23 protein-coding genes are annotated in these 24139 nt (G+C 69.5%); all 23 read right to left on the bottom strand.

The genetic code is table 11. From position 1 onward, the window contains the following. The 23 genes from rplE to MT994_RS08420 all read right to left on the bottom strand — a co-directional run bounded on the left by rplE (position 1) and on the right by MT994_RS08420 (position 24131). Entirely contained in the window at positions 1 to 570 is a 570-nt protein-coding gene (gene rplE, locus MT994_RS08530; protein ID WP_021480433.1) for a 50S ribosomal protein L5, read from the bottom strand. Continuing rightward, on the bottom strand, positions 570 to 911 hold the full coding sequence (gene rplX / locus MT994_RS08525) for a 50S ribosomal protein L24 (protein ID WP_021480432.1): 342 nt from the start codon (positions 909 to 911) through the stop codon (positions 570 to 572). Before rplX ends, rplE begins: the two co-directional genes overlap by 1 nt. 2 nt (positions 912 to 913) lie before the next feature. Next, on the bottom strand, positions 914 to 1282 hold the full coding sequence (gene rplN / locus MT994_RS08520; protein WP_021480431.1) for a 50S ribosomal protein L14: 369 nt from the start codon (positions 1280 to 1282) through the stop codon (positions 914 to 916). Between the two features lie 206 nt (positions 1283 to 1488). Then, a complete protein-coding gene (rpsQ, locus tag MT994_RS08515) occupies positions 1489 to 1779 on the bottom strand; it encodes a 30S ribosomal protein S17 (protein ID WP_021480430.1) in 291 nt (96 codons plus the stop codon). Positions 1780 to 1790: 11 nt separating this feature from the next. Continuing rightward, positions 1791 to 2027, bottom strand: coding sequence for a 50S ribosomal protein L29 (gene rpmC / locus MT994_RS08510; protein ID WP_021480429.1), 237 nt, complete (start codon positions 2025 to 2027; stop codon positions 1791 to 1793). Continuing rightward, positions 2027 to 2446: a 50S ribosomal protein L16 gene (gene rplP / locus MT994_RS08505; protein ID WP_021480428.1), complete on the bottom strand. Its 420-nt coding sequence runs from the start codon at positions 2444 to 2446 to the stop codon at positions 2027 to 2029. Before rplP ends, rpmC begins: the two co-directional genes overlap by 1 nt. A 3-nt stretch (positions 2447 to 2449) precedes the next feature. Further along, complete coding sequence (rpsC, locus tag MT994_RS08500; protein ID WP_034654910.1) at positions 2450 to 3295, bottom strand: 30S ribosomal protein S3; 846 nt, start codon at positions 3293 to 3295, stop codon at positions 2450 to 2452. Beyond that, positions 3295 to 3666: a 50S ribosomal protein L22 gene (gene rplV / locus MT994_RS08495; RefSeq protein ID WP_021479879.1), complete on the bottom strand. Its 372-nt coding sequence runs from the start codon at positions 3664 to 3666 to the stop codon at positions 3295 to 3297. The genes rpsC and rplV overlap by 1 nt, the downstream gene beginning before the upstream one ends. 58 nt (positions 3667 to 3724) lie before the next feature. Then, positions 3725 to 4006, bottom strand: a complete 282-nt coding sequence (gene rpsS, locus MT994_RS08490) for a 30S ribosomal protein S19 (RefSeq protein WP_021479878.1) — start codon at positions 4004 to 4006, stop codon at positions 3725 to 3727. A 15-nt stretch (positions 4007 to 4021) separates the two neighbouring features. Further along, entirely contained in the window at positions 4022 to 4858 is an 837-nt protein-coding gene (rplB, locus tag MT994_RS08485; protein WP_354805892.1) for a 50S ribosomal protein L2, read from the bottom strand. 31 nt (positions 4859 to 4889) lie between these two features. Next, positions 4890 to 5180, bottom strand: coding sequence for a 50S ribosomal protein L23 (gene rplW, locus MT994_RS08480; protein ID WP_021479876.1), 291 nt, complete (start codon positions 5178 to 5180; stop codon positions 4890 to 4892). After that, positions 5177 to 5881 (bottom strand): 50S ribosomal protein L4, encoded by a 705-nt coding sequence (gene rplD / locus MT994_RS08475; protein ID WP_021479875.1) that lies wholly within the window; start codon positions 5879 to 5881, stop codon positions 5177 to 5179. The genes rplW and rplD overlap by 4 nt, the downstream gene beginning before the upstream one ends. Positions 5882 to 5886: 5 nt before the next feature. After that, positions 5887 to 6549 carry a 50S ribosomal protein L3 gene (gene rplC / locus MT994_RS08470; RefSeq protein ID WP_021479874.1) on the bottom strand — a complete coding sequence of 221 codons (663 nt, stop codon included), beginning with the start codon at positions 6547 to 6549 and terminating at the stop codon, positions 5887 to 5889. Between the two features lie 14 nt (positions 6550 to 6563). Next, complete coding sequence (gene rpsJ, locus MT994_RS08465; RefSeq protein WP_012867945.1) at positions 6564 to 6872, bottom strand: 30S ribosomal protein S10; 309 nt, start codon at positions 6870 to 6872, stop codon at positions 6564 to 6566. Positions 6873 to 7351: 479 nt separating this feature from the next. Next, on the bottom strand, positions 7352 to 8548 hold the full coding sequence (gene tuf, locus MT994_RS08460; RefSeq protein ID WP_021479872.1) for an elongation factor Tu: 1197 nt from the start codon (positions 8546 to 8548) through the stop codon (positions 7352 to 7354). 127 nt (positions 8549 to 8675) lie between these two features. Next, positions 8676 to 10778: an elongation factor G gene (fusA, locus tag MT994_RS08455; protein WP_021479871.1), complete on the bottom strand. Its 2103-nt coding sequence runs from the start codon at positions 10776 to 10778 to the stop codon at positions 8676 to 8678. Positions 10779 to 10898: 120 nt separating this feature from the next. Continuing rightward, on the bottom strand, positions 10899 to 11369 hold the full coding sequence (gene rpsG / locus MT994_RS08450; protein ID WP_021479870.1) for a 30S ribosomal protein S7: 471 nt from the start codon (positions 11367 to 11369) through the stop codon (positions 10899 to 10901). Beyond that, positions 11369 to 11743 (bottom strand): 30S ribosomal protein S12, encoded by a 375-nt coding sequence (rpsL, locus tag MT994_RS08445; RefSeq protein WP_021479869.1) that lies wholly within the window; start codon positions 11741 to 11743, stop codon positions 11369 to 11371. Before rpsL ends, rpsG begins: the two co-directional genes overlap by 1 nt. A gap of 456 nt (positions 11744 to 12199) precedes the next feature. Then, complete coding sequence (locus MT994_RS08440; protein ID WP_021479868.1) at positions 12200 to 16081, bottom strand: DNA-directed RNA polymerase subunit beta'; 3882 nt, start codon at positions 16079 to 16081, stop codon at positions 12200 to 12202. Between the two features lie 116 nt (positions 16082 to 16197). Next, positions 16198 to 19710 (bottom strand): DNA-directed RNA polymerase subunit beta, encoded by a 3513-nt coding sequence (gene rpoB / locus MT994_RS08435; RefSeq protein WP_021479867.1) that lies wholly within the window; start codon positions 19708 to 19710, stop codon positions 16198 to 16200. Positions 19711 to 20257: 547 nt separating this feature from the next. Then, a complete protein-coding gene (gene rplL / locus MT994_RS08430) occupies positions 20258 to 20647 on the bottom strand; it encodes a 50S ribosomal protein L7/L12 (protein WP_021483444.1) in 390 nt (129 codons plus the stop codon). 114 nt (positions 20648 to 20761) lie between these two features. Then, positions 20762 to 21292 carry a 50S ribosomal protein L10 gene (rplJ, locus tag MT994_RS08425; RefSeq protein ID WP_021483443.1) on the bottom strand — a complete coding sequence of 177 codons (531 nt, stop codon included), beginning with the start codon at positions 21290 to 21292 and terminating at the stop codon, positions 20762 to 20764. A 268-nt stretch (positions 21293 to 21560) separates the two neighbouring features. Continuing rightward, positions 21561 to 24131 carry a CHAT domain-containing protein gene (locus MT994_RS08420; protein ID WP_354805890.1) on the bottom strand — a complete coding sequence of 857 codons (2571 nt, stop codon included), beginning with the start codon at positions 24129 to 24131 and terminating at the stop codon, positions 21561 to 21563. Positions 24132 to 24139 lie beyond the last annotated feature (8 nt).

Below are 24139 nucleotides of genomic sequence, written 5' to 3'. Positions count from 1 at the left end.
TCAGTTCTCCTTGAAGGGGAAGCCGAGACGGCGCAGCAGGGAGCGGCCCTCGTCATCGGTCGTCGCCGTGGTCACGATCGTGATGTCCATACCGCGGACACGGTCGATCTTGTCCTGGTCGATCTCGTGGAACATCGACTGCTCCGTGAGACCGAACGTGTAGTTGCCGTTCCCGTCGAACTGCTTGGGCGACAGGCCGCGGAAGTCGCGGATGCGCGGCAGGGCGATCGACAGCAGGCGGTCCAGGAACTCCCACATGCGGTCGCCGCGCAGCGTGACGTGCGCGCCGATCGGCATGCCCTCGCGCAGCTTGAACTGCGCGATGGACTTGCGGGCCTTGGTCACCTGCGGCTTCTGGCCGGTGATCGCGGACAGGTCGCGGATGGCGCCCTCGATGAGCTTCGAGTCCTTGGCGGCGTCACCGACACCCATGTTCACGACGATCTTCGTGACGCGGGCGACCTGGTTGACGTTCTCGTGCCCGAACTCCTCGCGCAGACCGGCGACGATCTCCTCGCGGTAGCGCTGCTTCAGGCGGGGCACCTCGGGGGCGACGATCTCGGTGCTCATCAGATGTCCTTCCCGGAGCGCTTGGCGACACGCACGCGCACGGTGCGCTTGCGGCCGTCACGCTCGACCTCTTCGGTGCGGTACCCGACGCGGGTGCCCTTCTTGGTCTCCGGGTCGACGACCATCACGTTGCTGATGTGGATCGGGGCCTCGACGGTCTCGATCCCACCGGTCCGCGTGCCGCGCTGCGACTGGCCGACCTTGGTGTGCTTGGTGACGCGCTGGACGCCCTCGACGATGACGCGGTCACGGTCGGTGAGCACCTCGAGGACGCGCCCCTGCTTGCCCTTGTCCTTGCCCGCGATGACGACGACGAGGTCGCCCTTCTTGATCTTGGCCATGGTCAGAGCACCTCCGGAGCCAGCGAGATGATCTTCATGAACCGCTTGTCGCGCAGCTCGCGCCCGACCGGGCCGAAGATGCGCGTGCCGCGCGGCTCGCCGTCGTTCTTGAGGATCACGGCGGCGTTCTCGTCGAACTTGATGTAGGAACCGTCCGGACGACGGCGCTCCTTGGCGGTGCGGACGACGACGGCCTTGACCACGTCGCCCTTCTTCACGTTGCCGCCCGGGATCGCGTCCTTGACGGTTGCGACGATGACGTCGCCGATTCCGGCGTAGCGACGGCCCGAGCCACCGAGAACACGGATGCAGAGAATCTCCTTGGCACCCGTGTTGTCGGCGACACGAAGTCGCGACTCCTGCTGGATCATGTAATGAACTCCTGTCGTCGAGCCGGTTCTCGCCGTGGGCGAGCCTTGCCGAACGGATAGCTGTCAGTGCCGGGTCCCTCGCGGGTGAACCGGCCAGGACCGGGCGGTGGACCCGCCCGACCTGTCCTCACTGGTTGCCGCACCGCGGTGCGGCACGAGAGCGGTCGTGACGAGCGAGCCGGGGCCCGCCCGTCACGACCGGTGGATCACTTGGCCTTCTCGAGGATCTCCGCGAGGCGCCACCGCTTGGTCGCGGACAGCGGGCGGGTCTCCATGATGAGCACCAGGTCGCCCACGCCGGCAGAGTTCTGCTCGTCGTGCGCCTTGACCTTGCTCGTGCGGCGGATGACCTTGCCGTAGAGCGGGTGCTTGACCCGGTCCTCGACCTCGACCACCACGGTCTTGTCCATCTTGTCGCTCACGACGTAGCCGCGGCGCGTCTTGCGGTGCGCGCGCTCCTCGGCCGCCTCGGGCGCGTTCGTTGCGTTCTCGCTCATTCCAGCCTCACTCACTCGGCGCTCGGCGCGGTTCGGATGCCGAGCTCGCGCTCACGCAGGATCGTGTAGATCCGCGCGATGTCGCGGCGGACGGCCTTGAGGCGCCCGTGGCTCTCCAGCTGGCCGGTGGCCGACTGGAAGCGGAGGTTGAAGAGCTCCTCCTTGACCTTCTTGAGCTCGGCGACGAGCGTCTCGTCGTCCATGGCGTCGAGGTCGACGGGGGCGAGCCCCTTCGTTCCGATTGCCATCAGTTGCCACCACCCTCGCGCACCACGAAACGGCACTTCATCGGGAGCTTGTGGATCGCGCGGCGCATGGCCTCGCGAGCCAGGTCCTCCGGGACACCCGCCAGCTCGAAGACGATCCGGCCGGGCTTGACATTGGCGACCCACCACTCGGGCGAACCCTTACCGGAACCCATGCGGGTCTCGGCAGGCTTCTTGGTCAGGGGACGGTCCGGGTAGATGTTGATCCAGACCTTGCCGCCACGCTTGATGTGGCGGGTCATCGCGATACGAGCAGCCTCGATCTGGCGGTTCGTCACGTACGCCGGCTCGAGAGCCTGGATGCCGTACTCGCCGAACGAGATCTGGGTGCCACCCTTCGCCGCGCCGGAGCGCGACGGGTGGTGCTGCTTGCGGTGCTTGAGCCTGCGCGGGATCAGCATGACTCAGGCCTCCGTTCCGGTCTCAGGGGCCTTCGCCTCTGCGGCGGGAGCAGCCTGCTCGGGCGCCGCCGGCGACTCGGACGCGGGGGTCCGCTCGGCCGAACGCTCGGGACGACGGCCGCCACCACGACGGTCGCCGCCGCGCTCACCGCGCGGGCCGCCACGGCCCTGGCGCGGAGCGGCCGTGGCCTGCTGCGCGGCGAACTCCTTCTCGGTGACGTCGCCCTTGTAGATCCACACCTTCACGCCGATGCGGCCGAACGTGGTGCGGGCCTCGAAGAAGCCGTAGTCGATGTACGCGCGCAGCGTGTGCAGCGGCACACGACCCTCGCGGTAGAACTCCGACCGGCTCATCTCCGCGCCACCGAGGCGGCCGGAGACCTGCACGCGGATGCCCTTCGCGCCGGCGCGCTGCGCGGACTGGATGCCCTTGCGCATGGCACGACGGAACGAGACGCGGCTCGCGAGCTGCTCGGCGATGCCCTGCGCGACGAGCTGCGCGTCCGTCTCGGCGTTCTTCACCTCGAGGATGTTGAGCTGCACCTGCTTGCCGGTGAGCTTCTCGAGCTCGCCGCGGATGCGGTCGGCCTCGGCGCCGCGGCGGCCGATGACGATGCCCGGGCGCGCCGTGTGGATGTCCACGCGGACGCGGTCACGGGTGCGCTCGATCTCGACCTTGGAGATGCCGGCGCGCTCGAGACCCGTGCTCATGAGCTTACGGATCTGGACGTCCTCGCGGACGTAGTCGCGGTACCGCTGGCCGGGCTTGGTGCTGTCGGCGAACCAGCGCGACCGGTGGTCGGTGGTGATGCCGAGGCGGTACCCGTGCGGGTGAACCTTCTGTCCCACTATCGGGCACTTCCCTTCGTGTTCTCACGCGGAGCGACGACCACGGTGATGTGGCTGGTGCGCTTGAGGATGCGGTTCGCACGGCCCTGGGCCCGGGGGCGGAAACGCTTGAGGGTCGGGCCCTCGTCGACGAACGCCTCACGCACGACGAGCTCCTGCTCCTCGAACGCTTCGCTCGCGCGATCCGCCTTCACCCGGGCGTTGGCGATGGCGCTCTCCACGACCTTGCGGACGGGCTCGCTCGCCGCCTGCGGTGCGAACTTCAGCACCGCGACGGCCTCGGAGGCCTGCTTGCCACGGATGAGGTCCACGACGCGCCGGGCCTTCTGGGGCGTGACACGGACGAACCGCGCCTGCGCCTTGGCTTCCATTGCTGTCCTGCCTTCTTGTCTCTTGACCGTCCAGGTCGTCACCAGACTGACCCGGGGGTCAGCGGCGACGACCCTTCTTGTCGTCCTTCACGTGGCCGCGGAAGGTCCGCGTGGGAGCGAACTCGCCGAGCTTGTGGCCGACCATCGACTCGGTGACGAACACCGGCGTGTGCTTGCGACCGTCGTGCACGGCGAACGTGTGACCGAGGAAGTCGGGCGTGATGACCGACCGACGGGACCAGGTCTTGATGACGTTCTTGGTCCCCTTCTCGTTCTGAGCGTCCACCTTCTTCTGCAGGTGGTCGTCGACGAAGGGGCCCTTCTTCAGGCTACGAGGCATGTCTCCAGGCTCCTATCAGCGCTTCTTGCCGGCACGGCGACGACGCACGATCAGCTTGTCGCTCGGCTTGTTGGGACGGCGGGTACGACCCTCCGGCTGGCCCCACGGGCTCACCGGGTGGCGACCACCGGAGGTCTTGCCCTCACCACCACCGTGCGGGTGGTCGATCGGGTTCATGGCGACACCGCGGACGGTCGGGCGCTTGCCCTTCCAGCGCATGCGGCCGGCCTTGCCCCAGTTGATGTTCGACTGCTCGGCGTTGCCGACCTCGCCGACCGTCGCGCGGCAGCGCAGGTCGACGTTGCGGATCTCGCCGGAGGGCATGCGCAGCTGCGCGTACGGCCCGTCCTTGGCGACGAGCTGCACGGACGCACCGGCCGAGCGGGCGATCTTCGCGCCGCCACCGGGCTTGAGCTCGATGGCGTGGATGACCGTACCGGTCGGGATGTTGCGCAGCGGCAGGTTGTTGCCGGGCTTGATGTCCGCGCCCGCGCCCGCCTCGACGACGTCGCCCTGCTTGAGCTTGGCCGGCGCGACGATGTAGCGCTTCTCGCCGTCCGCGTAGTGCAGGAGCGCGATGCGCGCGGTGCGGTTGGGGTCGTACTCGATGTGCGCGACCTTCGCCGGCACGCCGTCCTTGTCGTGACGACGGAAGTCGATCACGCGGTACGCACGCTTGTGGCCACCACCCTTGTGACGGGTGGTGATACGACCGGAGCTGTTGCGGCCGCCGCTCTTGGAGAGCGGGCGGACCAGAGACTTCTCCGGCTGCGAGCGCGTGATCTCGGCGAAGTCGGCGACGCTCGAGCCGCGGCGGCCGGGCGTCGTCGGCTTGTACTTACGGATTCCCATGGGGATCTGTCCTCAATCTGCTCTCGTCGGCTCAGCCGAAGATGTCGATCGTGCCCTCGCGGAGGGTGACGATCGCACGCTTGGTGTCCTTGCGCTTGCCCAGGCCGAAACGCGTGCGACGCGTCTTGCCCTTGCGGTTGATCGTGTTCACCGAGGCGACCTTGACCGAGAAGATCTGCTCGACGGCGATCTTGATCTCGGTCTTGTTGGCCCGCGGGTCGACGACGAACGTGTACTTGCCCTCGTCGAGCAGGCCGTAGCTCTTCTCGGAGACGACCGGCGCGAGGATCACGTCACGGGGGTCCTTGGTCACGGTGGTCACTTCGCGGCCTCCTCGGCAGCAGTCTCGTCCGCCTCGGTGGAGGTGGCGACGGCCTTCGCGGAGCGACCCGTGGCCGGGCCCGTCAGGAACGCGTCGAGCGCGCCCTGCGTGAAGACGACGTCGTCGGAGACGAGCACGTCGTAGGTGTTGAGCTGGTCGGCCACCAGGAGGTGGACCTGCTCGACGTTCCGCAGCGACTTGATCGTCAGCTCGTCGCCACGCTCGGTGACGACGAGGACGTGCTTGCGCCCGGAGAGCTTGGCGAGCGTCGTGACGGCGGTCTTGGTCGACGGCAGGCCGTCGACGCCGAAGCCGGTCACCACGTGGACGCGGCCGTTGCGGGCGCGGTCCGAGAGGGCACCGCGGAGCGCGGCGGCCTTCATCTTCTTGGGCGTCCGCTGGTCGTACGAGCGCGGCGTCGGGCCGTGGACGACGCCACCGCCGGCGAACTGCGGCGCACGGGTCGAACCCTGGCGGGCGCGGCCGGTGCCCTTCTGCTTGTACGGCTTGCGACCACCACCGCGGACCTCGCCGCGGGACTTGGTGTCGTGGGTGCCCTGGCGTGCGGCAGCACGCTGGGCGACGACGACCTGGTGGATCAGCGGGACGTTGAGCTCGACGTCGAACACCTCGGCGGGGAGCTCGGCGGTGCCGGCCTTCTTGCCCTTGGGGTCCAGCACGTCAACGGTCAGAGCGGACATGGGGTTCACGCTCCCTTCGCGGCGCTGCGCACGAGGACGACGCCGCCCTTGGGGCCGGGAACCGCGCCCTTGACGAGCAGCAGACCCTTCTCGGCGTCGACCGCGTGGACGGTCAGGTTCTGGGTGGTCTGACGGACGTTGCCCATCCGACCGGCCATGCGCAGGCCCTTGAAGACTCGCGACGGGGTCGAGGCCCCACCGATCGAGCCGGGCTTGCGGTGGTTGCGGTGCGAGCCGTGGGAGGCACCCACGCCGGAGAAGCCGTGACGCTTCATGACACCGGCGGTGCCCTTGCCCTTGGTCGTGCCCACGACGTCGACCACGGCGCCGGCCTCGAAGGCCTCCGCGGTGATCTCCTGGCCGAGCGAGTACTCGGTGGCGTCGGTGGTGCGGACCTCGGCGACGTGACGACGCGGCGTGACGCCGGCCTTCTCGAAGTGGCCCTTGAGCGGCTTCGTGACCTTGCGCGGGTCGATCTGGCCGTAGGCGAGCTGCACGGCGGCGTAGCCGTCGGCGTCCGACGTGCGCACCTGCGTCACGACGTTCGTGCCGACCGCGACGACGGTGACGGGCACGAGGCGCCCGGCCTCGTCCCAGAGCTGCGTCATCCCGAGCTTCGTGCCGAGCACCGCGGTGACCGGGCGCGCGTTCTGCTGGGGGGTAGTCATGATGTCCTCCAGCCTCAGAGCTTGATCTCGATGTTCACGTCAGCCGGCAGGTCGAGACGCATGAGCGAGTCGACCGCCTTCGGCGTGGGATCGATGATGTCGATCAGCCGCTTGTGCGTGCGCATCTCGAAGTGCTCGCGGCTGTCCTTGTACTTGTGAGGCGACCGGATGACGCAGAAGACGTTCTTCTCCGTCGGCAGCGGCACCGGACCCACGACCGTTGCACCAGCGCGCGTCACCGTGTCGACGATCTTGCGCGCCGAGCTGTCGATGACCTCGTGGTCGTAGGACTTGAGCCGGATGCGGATCTTCTGTCCCGCCATGGCGTCGTCTGACTCTCTCTCTCGAACCGCTAGCTGTCCGACCCCCGCGCTCGGGCGTGTCGCGTAGTCGCGACGCACCTGGGCGCACACGCCGAGAGGCGCAGGGCCGTTGGATATGTGGACTCCCGCCGGGCTCCGTGCTGACGCACGGCTCCGCGAACCGGACCACAACGTTTGTGCGAGCCTGTCGGAACGTGTGTTCCGCGGGGTACTCGATCCATGGCGACACAGAGAGCTCAACCCGCAGACCCGGGAGAAGTCCCGGGGTCCTGGCCCTCGGCGAGAGGACCGGTTCAACACACTGTTCGACACGTGAAAGAGCGCACCCGTAACAGGCAACCTGAACAGTCTGCCACACGAAGCCGCCGTCGTCCAAGTCGGGACGACGCGACGCCGGTGTGACGGTGACCGCAGGCCGAAGGCCCGGCCCCGCGGACGGGACCGGGCCTTCGACGAGGTGCTGCGGAGGCAGCGTCAGATCACTTGAGGATCTTGGTGACGCGGCCCGAGCCGACGGTGCGGCCACCCTCACGGATGGCGAAGCCGAGGCCCTCCTCCATGGCGATCGGCTGGATCAGCTCGACCGTCATCTCGGTGTTGTCGCCGGGCATGACCATCTCGGTGCCCTCGGGCAGCGTGATGACGCCGGTGACGTCCGTCGTGCGGAAGTAGAACTGCGGACGGTAGTTCGAGTAGAACGGGTTGTGACGGCCGCCCTCGTCCTTGCCCAGGATGTAGACCTGCGCCTCGAACTGCGTGTGCGGGGTGATCGAGCCCGGCTTCACGACGACCTGGCCGCGCTCGACGTCCTCGCGCTTGATGCCGCGCAGGAGCAGACCGGTGTTGTCGCCGGCCTGAGCCTGGTCCATCTGCTTGTGGAACGTCTCGATGCCCGTGACCGTGGTCTTCTGGGGCGAGCGGATGCCGACGATCTCGACGTCCGAGTTGAGGTCGAGCGTGCCACGCTCCACCTTGCCGGTGACGACGGTGCCACGACCGGTGATCGTGAAGACGTCCTCGACGGGCATGAGGAACGGCTTGTCGAGCTCGCGGACCGGCTCGGGCACGTTCTCGTCCACGGCCTCCATGAGCTCGAGGATCTTCGCGGTCCACTCGGGGTCGCCCTCGAGCGCCTTGAGACCGGAGACGCGCACGACCGGCGCGTTGTCACCGTCGAACTCCTGCGAGGAGAGGAGCTCGCGCACCTCCATCTCGACGAGCTCGAGGATCTCCTCGTCGTCGACCATGTCGGACTTGTTGAGCGCCACGAGCAGGTACGGCACGCCGACCTGGCGGGCGAGCAGGACGTGCTCGCGCGTCTGGGCCATCGGGCCGTCGGTCGCGGCGACCACCAGGATCGCGCCGTCCATCTGGGCGGCACCGGTGATCATGTTCTTGATGTAGTCGGCGTGACCCGGGGCGTCGACGTGCGCGTAGTGGCGCTTCGGCGTCTCGTACTCGATGTGCGCGATGTTGATCGTGATACCGCGCTGCTTCTCCTCGGGAGCCGCGTCGATCTCGTCGAAGTTGCGCTGCGTGTTCGCCGGCAGGTCCGGGTACGTGTCCGCGAGCGTCTTCGAGATCGCCGCCGTGAGCGTCGTCTTACCGTGGTCGACGTGACCGATGGTGCCGACGTTGACGTGCGGCTTGGTCCGCTCGAACTTGGCCTTAGCCACTGGGGTCCTCCTGGGACTTGGGTAGATGTGCCGAACGTTGCGAATGTCGACCGAGAGATCCTACATCCGCGGGGCGTTGCGGTTTCCTACAGGTTGATGGTTGTGCGGGTCTTCGACCTGTGGGGACTCACTCGCCCCGGGTCTTCTTGATGATCTCTTCGGCAACGTTCCGAGGAACCTCGGCGTAGTTGTCGAACTGCATCGAGTACACCGCACGACCCTGGGTCTTGGACCGGAGGTCACCGATGTACCCGAACATCTCTGACAACGGTACGTGGGCCCGGACGACCTTCACACCCGTCGCGTCCTCCATGGACTGGATCATTCCACGACGTGAGTTCAGGTCGCCGATGACGTCGCCCATGTACTCCTCGGGCGTACGCACCTCGACCGCCATCACCGGCTCCAGCAGAACCGGGTCCGCCCGCTTGACGCCCTCCTTGAGGACCATCGAGCCGGCGATCTTGAACGCCATCTCCGAGGAGTCGACCTCGTGGTAGGCGCCGTCGAGCAGGATCGCCTTCACCCCGACCAGCGGGAAGCCGGCGAGCACGCCGAGCTCCATCGCGGACTGGATGCCGGCGTCGACGCTGGGGATGTACTCGCGCGGGATGCGACCACCGGTGACCGCGTTGGAGAACTCGTAGAGCTCGCCCTCGGACGTGTCGAGCGGCTCGAAGGTCACCTGGACCTTCGCGAACTGCCCGGACCCACCGGTCTGCTTCTTGTGCGTGTACTCGATCTTCTCGGCCTTGCGGCGGATCGTCTCGCGGTACGCGACCTGCGGCTTGCCGACGTTCGCCTCGACCTTGAACTCGCGACGCATGCGGTCGACGAGGATGTCGAGGTGGAGCTCGCCCATGCCGCCGATGACGGTCTGGCCGGTCTCGTCGTCCAGCTTGACGCGGAAGGTCGGGTCCTCCTCGGCGAGCTTCTGGATCGCCGTGGAGAGCTTCTCCTGGTCGGCCTTCGTCTTCGGCTCGATCGCCACGTCGATGACGGGCTCGGGGAAGCTCATCGACTCGAGGATGACCGGGTTCGCCATGTCGCTCAGCGTGTCACCGGTCGTGGTGTCCTTGAGGCCGATGACCGCGTAGATGTGACCGGCGCTCGCCTCGTCGACCGGGTTCTCCTTGTTGGAGTGCATCTGGAAGATCTTGCCGACGCGCTCCTTCTTGCCCTTGGTCGAGTTCGCGACCTGCTGGCCGGGCTCGACGCGACCGGAGTACACGCGCACGTAGGTGAGCTTGCCGAAGAACGGGTGCGCCGCGACCTTGAAGGCGAGCGCGGAGAACGGCTCCGAGGCGTCGGGGTGACGCTGGATGACCTTCTCCTCGTCCTTCGGGTCGTGACCGTCGATGGCCGGCACGTCGAGGGGCGACGGCAGGTAGTCGATGACCGCGTCGAGCATGGGCTGGACGCCCTTGTTCTTGAACGCGGAGCCGCACAGGACCGGGAACGCCTCGCCCGCGATGACGAGCTTGCGGATGCCGGCCTTGAGCTCGGCGATCGTCAGCTCCTCGCCACCGAGGTACTTCTCGAGCAGCTCCTCGTCGGCCTCAGCGACGGCCTCGACGAGCTCGCTGCGGTACTGCTGGGCCTTCTCGACCAGGTCCGCGGGGATCTCCTCGGTGTCGTACGCCTCGCCGAGCTGGGTCTCCCCGTGCCAGACGAGCGCCTTCATCTCGAGCAGGTCCACGACACCGGTGAAGTCGCTCTCGGCCCCGATCGGGAGCTGGATGACCAGCGGCTTCGCCTTGAGGCGGTTGATGATCGTGTCGACGGTGAAGTAGAAGTCCGCGCCGAGCTTGTCCATCTTGTTGACGAAGCAGATGCGCGGGACGTTGTACTTGTCCGCCTGGCGCCACACCGTCTCCGACTGCGGCTCGACACCTTCCTTGCCGTCGAAGACGGCGACGGCGCCGTCGAGCACGCGCAGGGAGCGCTCGACCTCGACCGTGAAGTCGACGTGGCCGGGCGTGTCGATGATGTTGATCTGGTTCTTGTTCCAGTAGCACGAGACGGCGGCGGACGTGATCGTGATGCCGCGCTCCTTCTCCTGCTCCATCCAGTCGGTCGTGGACGCGCCGTCGTGCGTCTCGCCGAGCTTGTAGTTCACACCCGTGTAGAACAGGATGCGCTCGGTGGTCGTGGTCTTCCCGGCATCGATGTGGGCCATGATGCCGATGTTGCGGACCTTGCTCAGGTCGGTCAGCACGTCAAGTGCCACGGTCTGCTTCCCTCGTTAGATGGGTTGAGTCGGGGGCGCTGCTCGGACCGGGGTGACCGGCCTCGACCCGCCGACGGCGGCCCCGGGGACCGCTCCGGTCCCCGGGGCCCGTCGTGCGGACTACCAGCGGTAGTGGGCGAAGGCCTTGTTGGACTCCGCCATCTTGTGCATGTCCTCACGGCGCTTGACCGCGGCGCCGAGGCCGTTGCTCGCGTCGAGGATCTCGTTCATGAGGCGCTCCGTCATGGTCTTCTCGCGACGGGCGCGCGAGTAGTCCGTGAGCCAGCGCAGCGCGAGGGTCGTCGCACGCGCCGGGCGCACCTCGACCGGGACCTGGTAGGTCGCACCACCGACGCGGCGCGAGCGGACCTCGAGCGCCGGGCGGACGTTCTCGAGCGCGCGCTTGAGCACGACGACCGGGTCGCCGTCCGTCTTCGCCCGGACGCCCTCGAGGGCGCCGTAGACGATCGACTCGGCGGTGGACTTCTTGCCGTCGAGCAGCACCTTGTTGATGAGCTGCGTGACGACGGGAGACCCGTAGACCGGGTCGACGATGAGCGGCCGCTTCGGGGCCGGGCCCTTGCGAGGCATCAGCTCTTCTCCTTCTTGGCGCCGTAGCGGCTGCGGGCCTGCTTGCGGTTCTTCACGCCCTGCGTGTCGAGCGCGCCGCGCACGATCTTGTAGCGCACACCCGGGAGGTCCTTCACACGACCGCCGCGCACGAGCACGATGGAGTGCTCCTGGAGGTTGTGGCCGACGCCGGGGATGTAGGCCGTGACCTCGACCTGGGAGGAGAGCTTCACGCGAGCGACCTTGCGCAGCGCGGAGTTCGGCTTCTTCGGGGTGGTGGTGTACACGCGCGTGCACACACCGCGCCGCTGCGGGGAGCCCTTGAGGGCGGGAGTCTTGGACTTCCCCACCTTCGAGGTCCGCCCCTTGCGGACGAGCTGCTGGATCGTAGGCACTACGTCTCCGTGTCTTCTCGAGCTACCGGGGCTATCCCCGATGGTGGTCGTGCTGGCTGCTGGAGCCGATCGCACGAGGCACCCGCAGCGCGAGAGACGCTGCAGCAGCCACCTACCACCGGCTCGATGGTCCGGCTCCGGGCCGTGGGCGCGAGCGCGCCACCAGGACCGGGATCCGGAGTGCCCGGGCACTCACATCGGCCCGTCCGGAGACCGCCACGCGGCGGTGTGCGACGATCGCTCGCCCGCACCGTCCCGCCAGGGACATCACGGAGGGCCCGACGGCGCGGGCACGGTTTACCAGGTTACCTGCCACCCGGCAAGGAGTCAAAGGAGCAGGTCGCGAGCACGGCCGCTCCCCCGGGCTCGTCGTCGTCCCGCAGGAGGGACGACGACGGGTGCCCGCCGGCCACCGCGCACGAGGCGCGGCAGCCGACGGGCACCCGTCGTGGGACGTCAGCGGTAGTCGCCGAAGTCCAGGTCCTCGAGCGGGATCGCCTCGCCAGAGCCCATGCCGAGCGCCGGGAAGTCGATCTCGTCGTAGCCGAAGCTCGGGTAGAGCTCCGTCTTGGCCTGCTCGGTCGGCTCGACCTGGACCTTGGTGTACCGGGGAAGACCGGTACCGGCCGGGATGAGCTTACCGATGATGACGTTCTCCTTGAGGCCGAGGAGCGGGTCACGACGACCGCTCATCGACGCCTCGGTGAGCACGCGCGTCGTCTCCTGGAACGACGCGGCCGAGAGCCACGAGTCCGTCGCGAGCGACGCCTTCGTGATGCCCATCAGCTCGGGACGACCGGAGGCCGGCTGGCCACCCTCCGCCACCGCGCGACGGTTCGCGTCCTCGAAGCGGCCGCGCTCGGCGAGCTCGCCCGGCAGGAGGTGCGAGTCGCCCGAGTCGAGCACGGTCACGCGACGCAGCATCTGCCGCACGATGACCTCGATGTGCTTGTCGTGGATGTCCACGCCCTGCGAGCGGTAGACCTCCTGGACCTCGTCCACCAGGTGCTTCTGCGTGGCGCGCGGGCCGAGGATGCGCAGGACCTTCTTCGGGTCCACCGCACCCTGGACGAGCTGCGTGCCGACGTTGACGTGGTCGCCGTCCTGCACGAGCAGGCGGGCACGCTTCGTCACCGGGTAGGCGATCTCCTCCGAGCCGTCGTCCGGCGTGAGCACCAGACGGCGCGAGCGCTCCGAGTCGTCGATCGCGATGCGGCCCGAGAACTCCGCGATGGGCGCCTCACCCTTGGGGGTGCGGGCCTCGAAGAGCTCCGTGACACGCGGCAGACCCTGCGTGATGTCGTCCGCGGAGGCGACACCACCGGTGTGGAAGGTACGCATCGTCAGCTGCGTGCCCGGCTCACCGATCGACTGGGCGGCGATGATGCCGACCGCCTCGCCGATGTCGACGAGCTTGCCCGTGGCGAGCGAGCGCCCGTAGCACTTGGCGCACGTCCCGACGCGCGACTCGCACGTGAGGACCGAGCGGACCTTGGCCTCGCGGACGCCCGCGGTGACCGCGGCGTCGATGAGGACGTCGCCCGCGTCGTCGCCGGCCTTGCCGACGACGTTCCCGTCGGGGTCGACCAGGTCGGCCGCGAGGGTGCGCGAGTAGACGCTCGTCTCCACCTTCGGGTGGCGCACGAGCTTGCCCGCGAGCTCCTCGGCGATCGGCAGGGTCAGGCCACGCTCGGTGCCGCAGTCCTCCTCGCGGACGATGACGTCCTGCGACACGTCCACGAGACGACGCGTGAGGTAGCCCGAGTCGGCGGTCCGCAGCGCGGTGTCCGCCAGACCCTTGCGGGCACCGTGCGTCGCGATGAAGTACTCGAGGACGGACAGGCCCTCGCGGTAGTTGGACTTGATCGGGCGCGGGATGATCTCGCCCTTCGGGTTCGCCACGAGACCGCGCATACCGGCGATCTGACGGACCTGCATCCAGTTACCACGCGCACCCGAACCGACCATGCGGTACACGGTGTTGCGGTCGTTCGCCTCGAGGTTCTCGCGCATGACCGACGCGACCTTGTCCGTCGCCTGGGTCCAGATCTCGATGAGCTCCTGACGGCGCTCGTCGTCCGTGATGAGACCACGGTCGTACTGCTGCTGGACCTTGAGCGCGCGCTCCTCGTGCTGCTCGAGGATGACGGCCTTCTCCTTGGGCGTCGCCACGTCGGAGATCGCGATCGTGACGCCCGAGCGGGTCGCCCAGCGGAAGCCGGCGGCCTTCAGCGCGTCGAGCGACGCCGCGACCTCGACCTTCGGGTAGCGCTCCGCGAGCTCGTTGACGATCGCCGAGAGGCGCTTCTTGTCGACGACCGAGTTCACGTACGGGTAGTCGACGGGGAGCGTCTCGTTGAACAGCGCGCGACCGAGCGTGGTGTCGAAGAGGATCGGCTGACCCTCCTCCCAGCCCTCGGGAGCCTCGAAGCCGGAGACCGGCGGGACGAGGTCCGTCGTGCGGATCTTCACCCGGGCGTTGAGGTCCAGGGTGCCCTGGTCGAACGCCATGATCGCCTCGGCCACGGAGCCGAACGCACGACCCTCGCCCTCGGCACCCTCGCGGTCGCTCGTCAGGTGGTACAGACCGATGATCATGTCCTGCGAGGGCATGGTCACCGGACGGCCGTCCGACGGCTTGAGGATGTTGTTGCTCGAGAGCATGAGGATGCGGGCCTCGGCCTGCGCCTCGGCGCTCAGGGGCAGGTGGACGGCCATCTGGTCACCGTCGAAGTCCGCGTTGAACGCGGCGCAGACGAGCGGGTGCAGGTGGATCGCCTTGCCCTCGACGAGCTGCGGCTCGAACGCCTGGATGCCCAGGCGGTGCAGCGTCGGTGCACGGTTGAGCAGCACGGGGTGCTCGGTGATGACCTCTTCGAGCACGTCCCACACGACCGGGCGGGCACGCTCGACCATGCGCTTCGCGCTCTTGATGTTCTGCGCGTGGTTGAGGTCCACGAGGCGCTTCATGACGAACGGCTTGAACAGCTCGAGCGCCATCTGCTTCGGCAGGCCGCACTGGTGCAGCTTGAGCTGCGGGCCGACGACGATGACCGAACGGCCCGAGTAGTCGACGCGCTTGCCGAGCAGGTTCTGACGGAAACGACCCTGCTTGCCCTTGAGCATGTCCGAGATGGACTTGAGCGGGCGGTTGCCCGGGCCGGTGACCGGACGACCACGGCGGCCGTTGTCGAACAGCGAGTCCACGGCCTCCTGGAGCATCCGCTTCTCGTTGTTGACGATGATCTCCGGCGCACCCAGGTCGAGGAGACGCTTGAGGCGGTTGTTCCGGTTGATCACGCGGCGGTACAGGTCGTTGAGGTCGCTCGTCGCGAAGCGGCCACCGTCGAGCTGCACCATCGGGCGCAGGTCCGGCGGGATGACCGGGACGGCGTCGAGCACCATGCCCGTGGGCGAGTTCGTCGTGGTGAGGAACGCGTTGACGACCTTGAGTCGCTTGAGGGCACGCGTCTTGCGCTGGCCCTTGCCCGAGCGGATGGTCTCGCGCAGGGACTCGGCCTCCGCCTCCAGGTCGAAGTCCTGGAGACGCTTCTGGATCGCCGCGGCGCCCATCGAGCCCTCGAAGTAGGTGCCGTAGCGGTCCTGGAGGGCGCGGTACAGCATCTCGTCGCCCTCGAGGTCGGCGACCTTGAGGTTCTTGAAGCGGTCCCACACCTGCTCGAGACGGTCGAGCTGGGCGTCGGCGCGCTTGCGGATCTGCGCCATCTCGCGCTCGGCCGAGTCGCGGACCTTGCGGCGCGCGTCGGCCTTGGCACCCTCGGCCTCGAGCTCGGCCAGGTCGGCCTCGAGCTTCTGGGCGCGGGAGTTGATGTCGTTGTCGCGGGCGTCCGCGATCTCCTTCTTCTCCAGGTCGATCTCGTTCTGGAGGTTCGGGAGGTCCTCCTGGCGACCCTCCTCGTCGACCGAGGTGATCATGTACGCCGCGAAGTAGATGACCTTCTCGAGGTCCTTCGGGGCGAGGTCGAGCAGGTAGCCGAGGCGCGAGGGCACGCCCTTGAAGAACCAGATGTGCGTGACCGGCGCGGCGAGCTCGATGTGGCCCATGCGCTCACGACGCACCTTCGAGCGCGTCACCTCGACGCCGCAGCGCTCGCAGATGATGCCCTTGAAGCGCACGCGCTTGTACTTGCCGCAGTAGCACTCCCAGTCCCGGGTGGGGCCGAAGATCTTCTCGCAGAAGAGTCCGTCCTTCTCGGGCTTGAGGGTGCGGTAGTTGATGGTCTCGGGCTTCTTCACCTCACCGTGCGACCACGCACGGATGTCGTCGGCCGTGGCCAGGCCGATACGCAGCTCGTCGAAGACGTTGACGTCGAGCAAGTTGTCCTACTTCCTTCGCCTGCCGGGACCGGCCGTGGCCGGCCCCGACGCCAAAAAGACGGTTGGTGTGGGGGTCGTCGGTGGGAGCGGGGTGACCCGCTCCCACCTGCCCGAGATCAGATCTCGTCGACGCTGGACGCCGCGTTGGGGCGGCGCGACAGGTCGATGCCGAGCTCTTCGGCTGCGCGGTACACGTCGTCGTCCGACTCCCGCATCTCGATGGACACGCCGTCGCTCGAGAGCACCTCGACGTTCAGGCACAGCGACTGCATCTCCTTGAGGAGGACCTTGAAGGACTCCGGGATGCCCGAGTCGGGGATGTTCTCGCCCTTGACGATCGCCTCGTAGACCTTGACGCGACCGGGCACGTCGTCCGACTTGATCGTGAGGAGCTCCTGGAGCGTGTAGGCCGCGCCGTACGCCTCGAGGGCCCACACCTCCATCTCGCCGAAGCGCTGACCGCCGAACTGCGCCTTACCACCGAGCGGCTGCTGGGTGATCATCGAGTACGGGCCGGTCGAGCGCGCGTGGATCTTGTCGTCGACCAGGTGGTGGAGCTTGAGGATGTACATGTAGCCCACCGACACGGCCTCGGGGAACGGCTCGCCGGAGCGGCCGTCGAAGAGGCGCGCCTTGCCGTCGGCGCCGACCATGCGGTCGCCGTCGCGGTTCGGGATGGTCGTCGAGAGCAGGCCCGTGAGCGCGTCCTCGTGGACGCCGTCGAACACCGGGGTGGCGACGGGACGGCCCGGCTCGGACGTCGCGGCGATCTCCGGGACGTTCTCCCGCCAGGAGAGGTCCTTGCCGTCGGCGAGCGAGATGTCCCAGCCCTGCTTCGCGACCCACCCGAGGTGCGTCTCGAGAACCTGGCCCACGTTCATACGACCGGGGACGCCCAGCGGGTTGAGGACGACGTCGACCGGCGTCCCGTCCTCGAGGAACGGCATGTCCTCGACGGGCAGGATCTTGGAGATGACGCCCTTGTTGCCGTGACGGCCGGCGAGCTTGTCGCCGTCCGTGATCTTGCGGCGCTGCGCGATGTAGACGCGCACGAGCTGGTTCACGCCCGCGGGCAGCTCGTCGCCGTCCTCGCGGTTGAACTCGCGCACGCCGATGACCGTGCCGGACTCGCCGTGAGGCACCTTGAGCGACGTGTCGCGCACCTCGCGCGCCTTCTCGCCGAAGATCGCGCGCAGGAGGCGCTCCTCCGGGGTCAGCTCGGTCTCGCCCTTCGGCGTGACCTTGCCGACCAGGACGTCGCCCGCGCCGACCTCGGCACCGATGCGGATGATGCCGCGCTCGTCGAGGTCCGCCAGGACGTCCTCGGAGACGTTCGGGATGTCCCGCGTGATCTCCTCGGGGCCGAGCTTGGTGTCGCGCGCGTCGACCTCGTGCTCCTCGATGTGGATCGAGGAGAGCACGTCGTCCTGCACGAGACGCTGGCTGAGGATGATCGCGTCCTCGTAGTTGTGGCCCTCCCACGACATGAACGCCACGAGGAGGTTGCGGCCGAGGGCGAGCTCGCCCTCGTCGGTCGCCGGGCCGTCCGCGAGGACGGAGCCGGGCTCGACGCGCTGGCCCTCGTCGACGAGCACGCGCTGGTTGTAGCTCGTGCCCTGGTTCGAGCGGCGGAACTTCGCGATCCGGTAGCTGCCGGTCGTGCCGTCGTCGTTCGCGACGAGCACGAGGTCGGCCGAGACCTCGGTGACGACACCGGGCTTCGTCGCGACGACGACGTCGCCCGCGTCGACGGCCGCGCGCCACTCCATGCCGGTCCCGACGAGCGGGGCCTCGGAGCGGACCAGCGGCACGGCCTGGCGCTGCATGTTCGCGCCCATGAGGGCGCGGTTCGCGTCGTCGTGCTCGAGGAACGGGATGAGCGCCGTCGCGACCGAGACCATCTGGCGCGGCGAGACGTCCATGTAGTCGACCTGCGCGCCGGGGACGATCTCGACCTCGCCGCCCTTGGTGCGCACGAGCACGCGCTCGTCCGCGAAGGAGCCGTCGGCGTTGAGCGTCTGGTTCGCCTGCGCGATGACGTGGCGGTCCTCGTCGTCGGCCGTGAGGTAGACGACCTCGTCGGTCACCTTGCCCGCCGTCACCTTGCGGTACGGCGTCTCGATGAAGCCGAACGGGTTGATGCGCCCGTACGACGCGAGCGAGCCGATCAGACCGATGTTCGGACCCTCAGGGGTCTCGATCGGGCACATGCGGCCGTAGTGCGACGGGTGGACGTCACGGACCTCCATGCCGGCGCGGTCGCGCGACAGACCACCCGGTCCGAGGGCCGAGAGACGACGCTTGTGCGTCAGGCCCGCGAGCGGGTTGTTCTGGTCCATGAACTGCGAGAGCTGCGACGTGCCGAAGAACTCGCGGATGGACGCCACGACCGGGCGGATGTTGATGAGCGTCTGCGGCGTGATCGCCTCGACGTCCTGCGTCGTCATGCGCTCGCGCACGACGCGCTCCATCCGCGACAGGCCCGTGCGGACCTGGTTCTGGATGAGCTCGCCGACGGCGCGGATGCGGCGGTTGCCGAAGTGGTCGATGTCGTCCGTCTCGACGCGCACCTCGACGGCCTCGCCGTTGCGGGTGCCCGGGATGCTCGCGTGGTCCGCGTGCAGCGCCGCGAGGTACTTGATCGTCGCGACGACGTCCGAGACCGACAGCGTGGAGTCGCTGAGCGGCGCGTCGATGCCGAGCTTCTTGTTCGCCTTGTAGCGACCGACCTTCGCGAGGTCGTAGCGCTTCGGGTTGAAGTAGAAGTTCTCGAGGAGCGCGCGGCCGGCCTCGACCGTCGGCGGCTCGCCCGGGCGGATCTTGCGGTAGAGGTCGACGAGCGCCTCGTCCTGCGTGTGGACGTGGTCCTTCTCGAGCGTGTCGAGCACCGACGGGAAGTCCGCGAACTGCTCGCGGATCTCGGACTCCGTGAGGCCGAGCGCCTTGAGCAGCACGGTCACGGACTGCTTGCGCTTGCGGTCGACGCGCACGCCGACGGCGTCGCGCTTGTCGATCTCGAACTCGAGCCAGGCACCGCGCGACGGGATGATCTTCGCGGAGAAGATGTCCTTGTCGCTCGTCTTGTCGGCGGCGCGCTCGAAGTAGACGCCGGGCGAGCGGACGAGCTGCGAGACGACGACGCGCTCGGTGCCGTTGATGATGAACGTGCCGCGCTCGGTCATGAGCGGGAAGTCGCCCATGAAGACCGTCTGGCTCTTGATCTCACCGGTGTTGTAGTTGACGAACTCCGCGGTGACGAACAGCGGCGCGGCGTACGTGAAGTCCTTCTCCTTGCACTCGTCGGCCGTGTACTTCGGCGGCTCGAAGCGGTGGTTGGAGAACGACAGCGACATCGAGGACCCGAAGTCCTCGATCGGGGAGATCTCCTCGAAGATCTCCTCGAGACCCGACGTCGAGGGCACGTCCTGGCGCCCGGCCTCGGCCGCGGCGGCGACGCGCGCCTGCCACGCCTCGTTGCCGAGCAGCCAGTCGAAGCTCTCGGTCTGGAGGCCCAGCAGGTCGGGGACCTCGAGCGGCTCGAAGATCTTGGCGAAGGAGAGGCGACGCGATGCGGTGCGGTTCGCGATGGCGTCGGCGGACGGAGCAGAAGGGGTGCGCGAGGCAGCCAAGAGGGGTCCTTCCCTGCAGATCGAAAGAACGCTGCACCGGCCGGGCTGGACACGATCACCGCCGCCACGACACCTCGCGGACGCGCACGTACGTCGTCGAGGGGGTCGGGGGTATATGAGATCGGGGGCACAGGACAGCGCAAAGCGTGAGCATACCCCAAGAAGGCGTCGCCACACAACCTCGGGGCACACTCCCCCGTCCGGCCCCGGGCGCTGCGCGCCTCGCCGGTACTCGCACGAGCCTCGTCGCCCGTCCTCCGGCCCGCCGTGCGGGCCCTGAACCTGCTGCTGTCGACCTCGCTGTCCTGCGTCGTCGACCCGCACATGGTGGCACACTCGTGGCCGTTCCGTGAAGCCGGTGCGCCGACGCCGTCGGATCCCGGTCGCCCCAGGACGCCGCGCGACGCCGCGCGACGCCGCGGGCTCGCCCTCCGGGCCCTCCTGGCCGCCCGGCGCCGCCCCCGGGAAACGACGAGGCCCGCACCCCGGGCGGGGTGCGGGCCTCGTGCGGCGTGCGACCGGTCCCGTCAGGACGGGACCGGTGAGATCACTTGAGGGTGACCGTGGCGCCGGCGCCCTCGAGGGCAGCCTTGGCCTTCTCGGCCGTCTCCTTGTTCGCGCCCTCCAGGACCGGCTTCGGGGCACCGTCCACGAGGTCCTTGGCCTCCTTCAGGCCGAGGGACGTGAGCGCGCGCACCTCCTTGATGACCTGGATCTTCTTGTCGCCGGCAGCCTCGAGGATGACGTCGAACTCGTCCTTCTCCTCCTCGGCCGGGGCGTCGCCCGAGCCACCCGCGGGGGCGGCGACCGCGACGGCGGCGGGTGCGGCGGCGGTGACCTCGAAGGTCTCCTCGAAGGCCTTCACGAACTCGTTGAGCTCGATGAGGGTGAGCTCCTTGAACTGCTCGATGAGCTCGTCGGTGCTGAGCTTCGCCATGATGGCGTTCCTTTCGGTCGGTGCTCGGCAGCGGCCCGGTGCGGGCCTGCCAGAAGCGGGGTGTGTGCTTGCGCTGCGTGGATCACGAGACCGGGGCGTGCCCCGGGCGCGGGATCAGGCGGCAGCGCCCTCCGATTCCTGCTTCTGACGCAGGGCATCGATGACGCGGGCGGCCTGGGCGGTGTTCGCGGTGAAGACGTAGGCAGCCTGGAAGAGCTTGGCCTTCATCGCGCCGGCCGCCTTGGCCAGCAGGACCTCGCGGGACTCGAGGTCCGCGAGCTTCGTGACCTCCGCGGCGGTCAGGGGGCGCCCGTCGAGGACACCGCCCTTGATGACCAGCGCGGGGTTCGCCTTGGCGAAGTCACGCAGACCCTTGGCAGCCTCGACCGGGTCCCCGGTGACGAAGGCGATTGCCGACGGGCCCTGCAGGTCGGCGTCGAGTCCCTCGACACCGGCCTCCTTGGCCGCGATAGCGGTCAGCGTGTTCTTCACCACGGCGTAGGTTGCGTTGCCGCTGAGCGACCGACGCAGCTGCTTGAGCTGCGCGACGGTGAGCCCGCGGTACTCGGTCAGCACGGCAGCGTTCGAGTCGCGGAACTTGTCCGAGATCTCGGCGACTGCGGCTGCCTTGTCCGGCCTCGCCATGGCAATCCTTCCGGTGGTGGTACCACCGGCGTCCGTCCCGGAACGAGAAAGAGCCCCGCGCAGGCGCGGGGCTCGCAGTCGCACGCGCGGCGGGGCCGGGCGGACGTCGTCGATTCGCTACCTGCGCTGGCCTCCACCTCGTGGGCGGGACTTCGGTCCGTCACGTCCTGCAGACGGAGTCTGCGGGCAGCGTCGGACGACCGGCGGTCTTGGGTACACGCTCATCGTACGGGACGACGGCGCGTGCTCCAAACCACGGCCCGTGCCGTCAGAGCACCAGCGGGCCGAAGCAGACCAGCGGTACCGGCTCGGGCTCGTCGGCCACGGCCCGGGCGAGCGCCGTCCCCGGCATGGCGCCGTCGCGCAGCTCGGCGTGGAGCGACGGCATGACGCGCGCCGCGACGTCGTCGCGCAGCGGGGCCACGCTCGCGATCACCGCGCGGGCGCCGAGCCGCAGCAGGACGCTCGTCAGGCCGAGCGACTCGCCGCCGATGCGCGGCGTCGAGAGCCCCACCTCGCACGCCGACAGCACGACGACCACACCGTGCAGGTCGGTGCCGTCGAGCTCGTGCGCGAACAGCGGGCCGTCGGCGAGCCGCAGCGACGAGAACAACGGGTTGTCGGTCTCGTGCGTGCCGTGCGCGGCGAGGTGCACGACCCCCGCGGTGCGCAGCCCGTCGACGACGACCTCGCACGTCGCCTCCTCCCCCGCGAGCGCCTCGGCCCCCTCCCAGACGGACGCGACGAGCTTCGCCTCGGCGCCGGAGAAGCGCAGGCCCGGCCCGGCGACGACGAGCGCCTCGTCCGTCCGACGCACCGGCTCGCCGTCGCGCAGGTCCACCCACGAGTTCGCCCACGTGCGCAGCCCGCGCCGCGAGGGCAGCGAGGCCCACGGCAGCGCGAGCAGCAGGTCGCGGGCGGCGACGTGGAGGTCGCCGTCCGCCTCGAGCGGGACGACGAGCGCGTCGTCGAGCGCGGCCAGCGTCCGGGACAGCGAGCCGACGGCGGCCTCGCGCATGGGGACCGGGATGAGCACGTTCGACAGGACCGCGAAGTCCGCGCGCGCACGGCGCACCTGCTCGGCGACCGCTGCGCGCGACGCGAGGCGCACGAGCCGAGAACCCCGGGCGCTGACGCGGACGGCGAGCACGTCGTCGCCGTCCAGCATGAGGTCGGCCACGACCGCGTCGGACCCGACATCGGCCAGCGTGGCGCGCAGCCGCCGCTCCGACGCGGGGACCGGGGCGGCGGCCCCTCCCCCGTGCTGCCAGGAGCGCCGTCGTGCGTCGTCCTGGAGGCGCCGCGCCGCCTGGAGGTGGTCCTGCCGGCGCGCGAGGCTGGCCGCGTCCGAGGGCGCCCCCAGCGCGCGGGCCGCCTCGACCTCGCGCCGGGCGGCGGCGAGGAGGTCCGCGAGGACCGGGTCCGCGGGCGGGCGCACGCGGCCCGTCCCGGCGAACGCCGCCCGGCCACGCTCGACGGCGTCGAAGATCGTCCCGGGGCGCCGGGTGCGCAGCGCCGCCTCGACGTCGACGTTGCCGAGCCGCACGCCGTGCACCGCGGACGCCGTCACCGCGTCCACGGACCCCAGCCGCGCGCGGTGGTCCGCGAGCGCCGCCTGGCCGCGCCGCACGGCGCGGACGCCGGCGCGCCGGTCGCCGGCCACGAACGCGAGCTGCGCGAGGACCGCCTCGTGCTGGAGCCGGACGGGGAGCGGAGCGCGGCCGAGCCGCGGGGGCACGGCCCGCAGGACCTCCTGCGCCCCGCGCACGTCGCCCGCGGACACGAGCCACTCGACGGCGAGGAGTCGCGCGGGGACCGTGATCCCGAGACCCGAGACGCTGCCCAGGGTCTCGCCGTCGTGCGCGAGGTCGAGCGCCCAGGTCGCGTGCCGACGGGCGCGCGCCGGGCTCACGGGTGTCGCGCGGTGCTCCGTGAGCGCCGCCTGGAGCTCCGCGACGCGGGCGCGCAGCACCCACGGCCTGTTGCTGAGGCGGTCGAACCGGCGCGACGCCGAGCGGGCGAGGCGCCGCGCCTCGGCGTACCGCCGCAGGCCGAGCACGACGCGCGACCGGACCAGCTCGACCTCCGCGAGGTCGCGCAGCATGCGGTAGCGGGAGAGGTGCTCGCGCGCCTCGCTCAGCGCCTCGTCCGCCTCCGTGAGCAGGCCGGCGTCGAGCAGCACCTGCGCGCGGTCGATGAGCCCGACGGCGGCGTGCCGGTCCGGCGCCTGCGCCGCGGCCTCGTCCATGGCGCGCAGGGCGACCGGCAGGTCGCCGCGCAGGTACTCCGCGTACCCGAGGTTGTGCCGGGCCTTGGACACCAGGAGCTCGTCCCCGAGCGCGGTGGCCCGGTGGACGGCGTCGTCGAGGTCGCGGCTCGCCCCCTCGGCGTCGCCCAGCTCGAGGCGCAGGGAGCCGAGGTTGAGCAGCAGGACGGCCGCGTCGAGGGGGCGCGCGTCGTCGATGACCTCGGCCGCCGTCTCCAGCTCGTCCAGCGCGGCGGAGACGTCGCCGGTCCGCAGCCGCAGGAGCCCGCGCTGCGACCGCACGACGAGGGCCAGGTCGCGCATGGCTAGCGCGGCACCACGCGCCTCGACCTCGGCGAGCCGTTCGTAGGCGCCGTCGACGTCGCCCGTCAGCTCGAACTCGGCGAGCGCGAGCCCCAGCAGGGCGCGCGCGGCCAGGTAGGCGTCGTCCCGGCTCGCGTCCTCGCCCGCGGCGTCGACGTCCTGGACGATCTGCGCGAACGCACGGCTCGCGCGCCGGTGCTGGCCGCGCGCGTTCACGGCCTGCGCAGCAGCCAGTCGGGCCTCGAGCACCTCCCGGCCGCTGCGCACCACCGCTCATC

Source organism: Cellulosimicrobium sp. MI9406 (assembly GCF_040595865.1).
In the GTDB taxonomy this organism is placed as follows: domain Bacteria; phylum Actinomycetota; class Actinomycetes; order Actinomycetales; family Cellulomonadaceae; genus Cellulosimicrobium; species Cellulosimicrobium funkei.
The sequence above is the reverse complement of the archived record's forward strand: the minus strand, read 5'-3'. Positions and strand labels throughout refer to the sequence as shown.

Excerpts from the sequence above, each read along its gene's own strand:
- rpmC (WP_021480429.1), bottom strand. The coding sequence starts at position 2,027 with ATGGCAATCGGAACGAAGGGGCTCGCCCCCGTCGACCTCGACGCCATG.
- rpsG (WP_021479870.1), bottom strand. The coding sequence starts at position 11,369 with ATGCCTCGCAAGGGCCCGGCCCCGAAGCGGCCGCTCATCGTCGACCCG.
- rplJ (WP_021483443.1), bottom strand. The coding sequence starts at position 21,292 with ATGGCGAGGCCGGACAAGGCAGCCGCAGTCGCCGAGATCTCGGACAAG.
- rplP (WP_021480428.1), bottom strand. The coding sequence starts at position 2,446 with ATGCTGATCCCGCGCAGGCTCAAGCACCGCAAGCAGCACCACCCGTCG.
- rpsJ (WP_012867945.1), bottom strand. The coding sequence starts at position 6,872 with ATGGCGGGACAGAAGATCCGCATCCGGCTCAAGTCCTACGACCACGAG.
- rplX (WP_021480432.1), bottom strand. The coding sequence starts at position 911 with ATGGCCAAGATCAAGAAGGGCGACCTCGTCGTCGTCATCGCGGGCAAG.
- rpsS (WP_021479878.1), bottom strand. The coding sequence starts at position 4,006 with ATGCCTCGTAGCCTGAAGAAGGGCCCCTTCGTCGACGACCACCTGCAG.
- rplN (WP_021480431.1), bottom strand. The coding sequence starts at position 1,282 with ATGATCCAGCAGGAGTCGCGACTTCGTGTCGCCGACAACACGGGTGCC.
- rplC (WP_021479874.1), bottom strand. The coding sequence starts at position 6,549 with ATGACTACCCCCCAGCAGAACGCGCGCCCGGTCACCGCGGTGCTCGGC.
- rplE (WP_021480433.1), bottom strand. The coding sequence starts at position 570 with ATGAGCACCGAGATCGTCGCCCCCGAGGTGCCCCGCCTGAAGCAGCGC.
- rpsQ (WP_021480430.1), bottom strand. The coding sequence starts at position 1,779 with ATGAGCGAGAACGCAACGAACGCGCCCGAGGCGGCCGAGGAGCGCGCG.
- rplL (WP_021483444.1), bottom strand. The coding sequence starts at position 20,647 with ATGGCGAAGCTCAGCACCGACGAGCTCATCGAGCAGTTCAAGGAGCTC.
- rplV (WP_021479879.1), bottom strand. The coding sequence starts at position 3,666 with ATGGAAGCCAAGGCGCAGGCGCGGTTCGTCCGTGTCACGCCCCAGAAG.
- rplB (WP_354805892.1), bottom strand. The coding sequence starts at position 4,858 with ATGGGAATCCGTAAGTACAAGCCGACGACGCCCGGCCGCCGCGGCTCG.
- rplD (WP_021479875.1), bottom strand. The coding sequence starts at position 5,881 with ATGTCCGCTCTGACCGTTGACGTGCTGGACCCCAAGGGCAAGAAGGCC.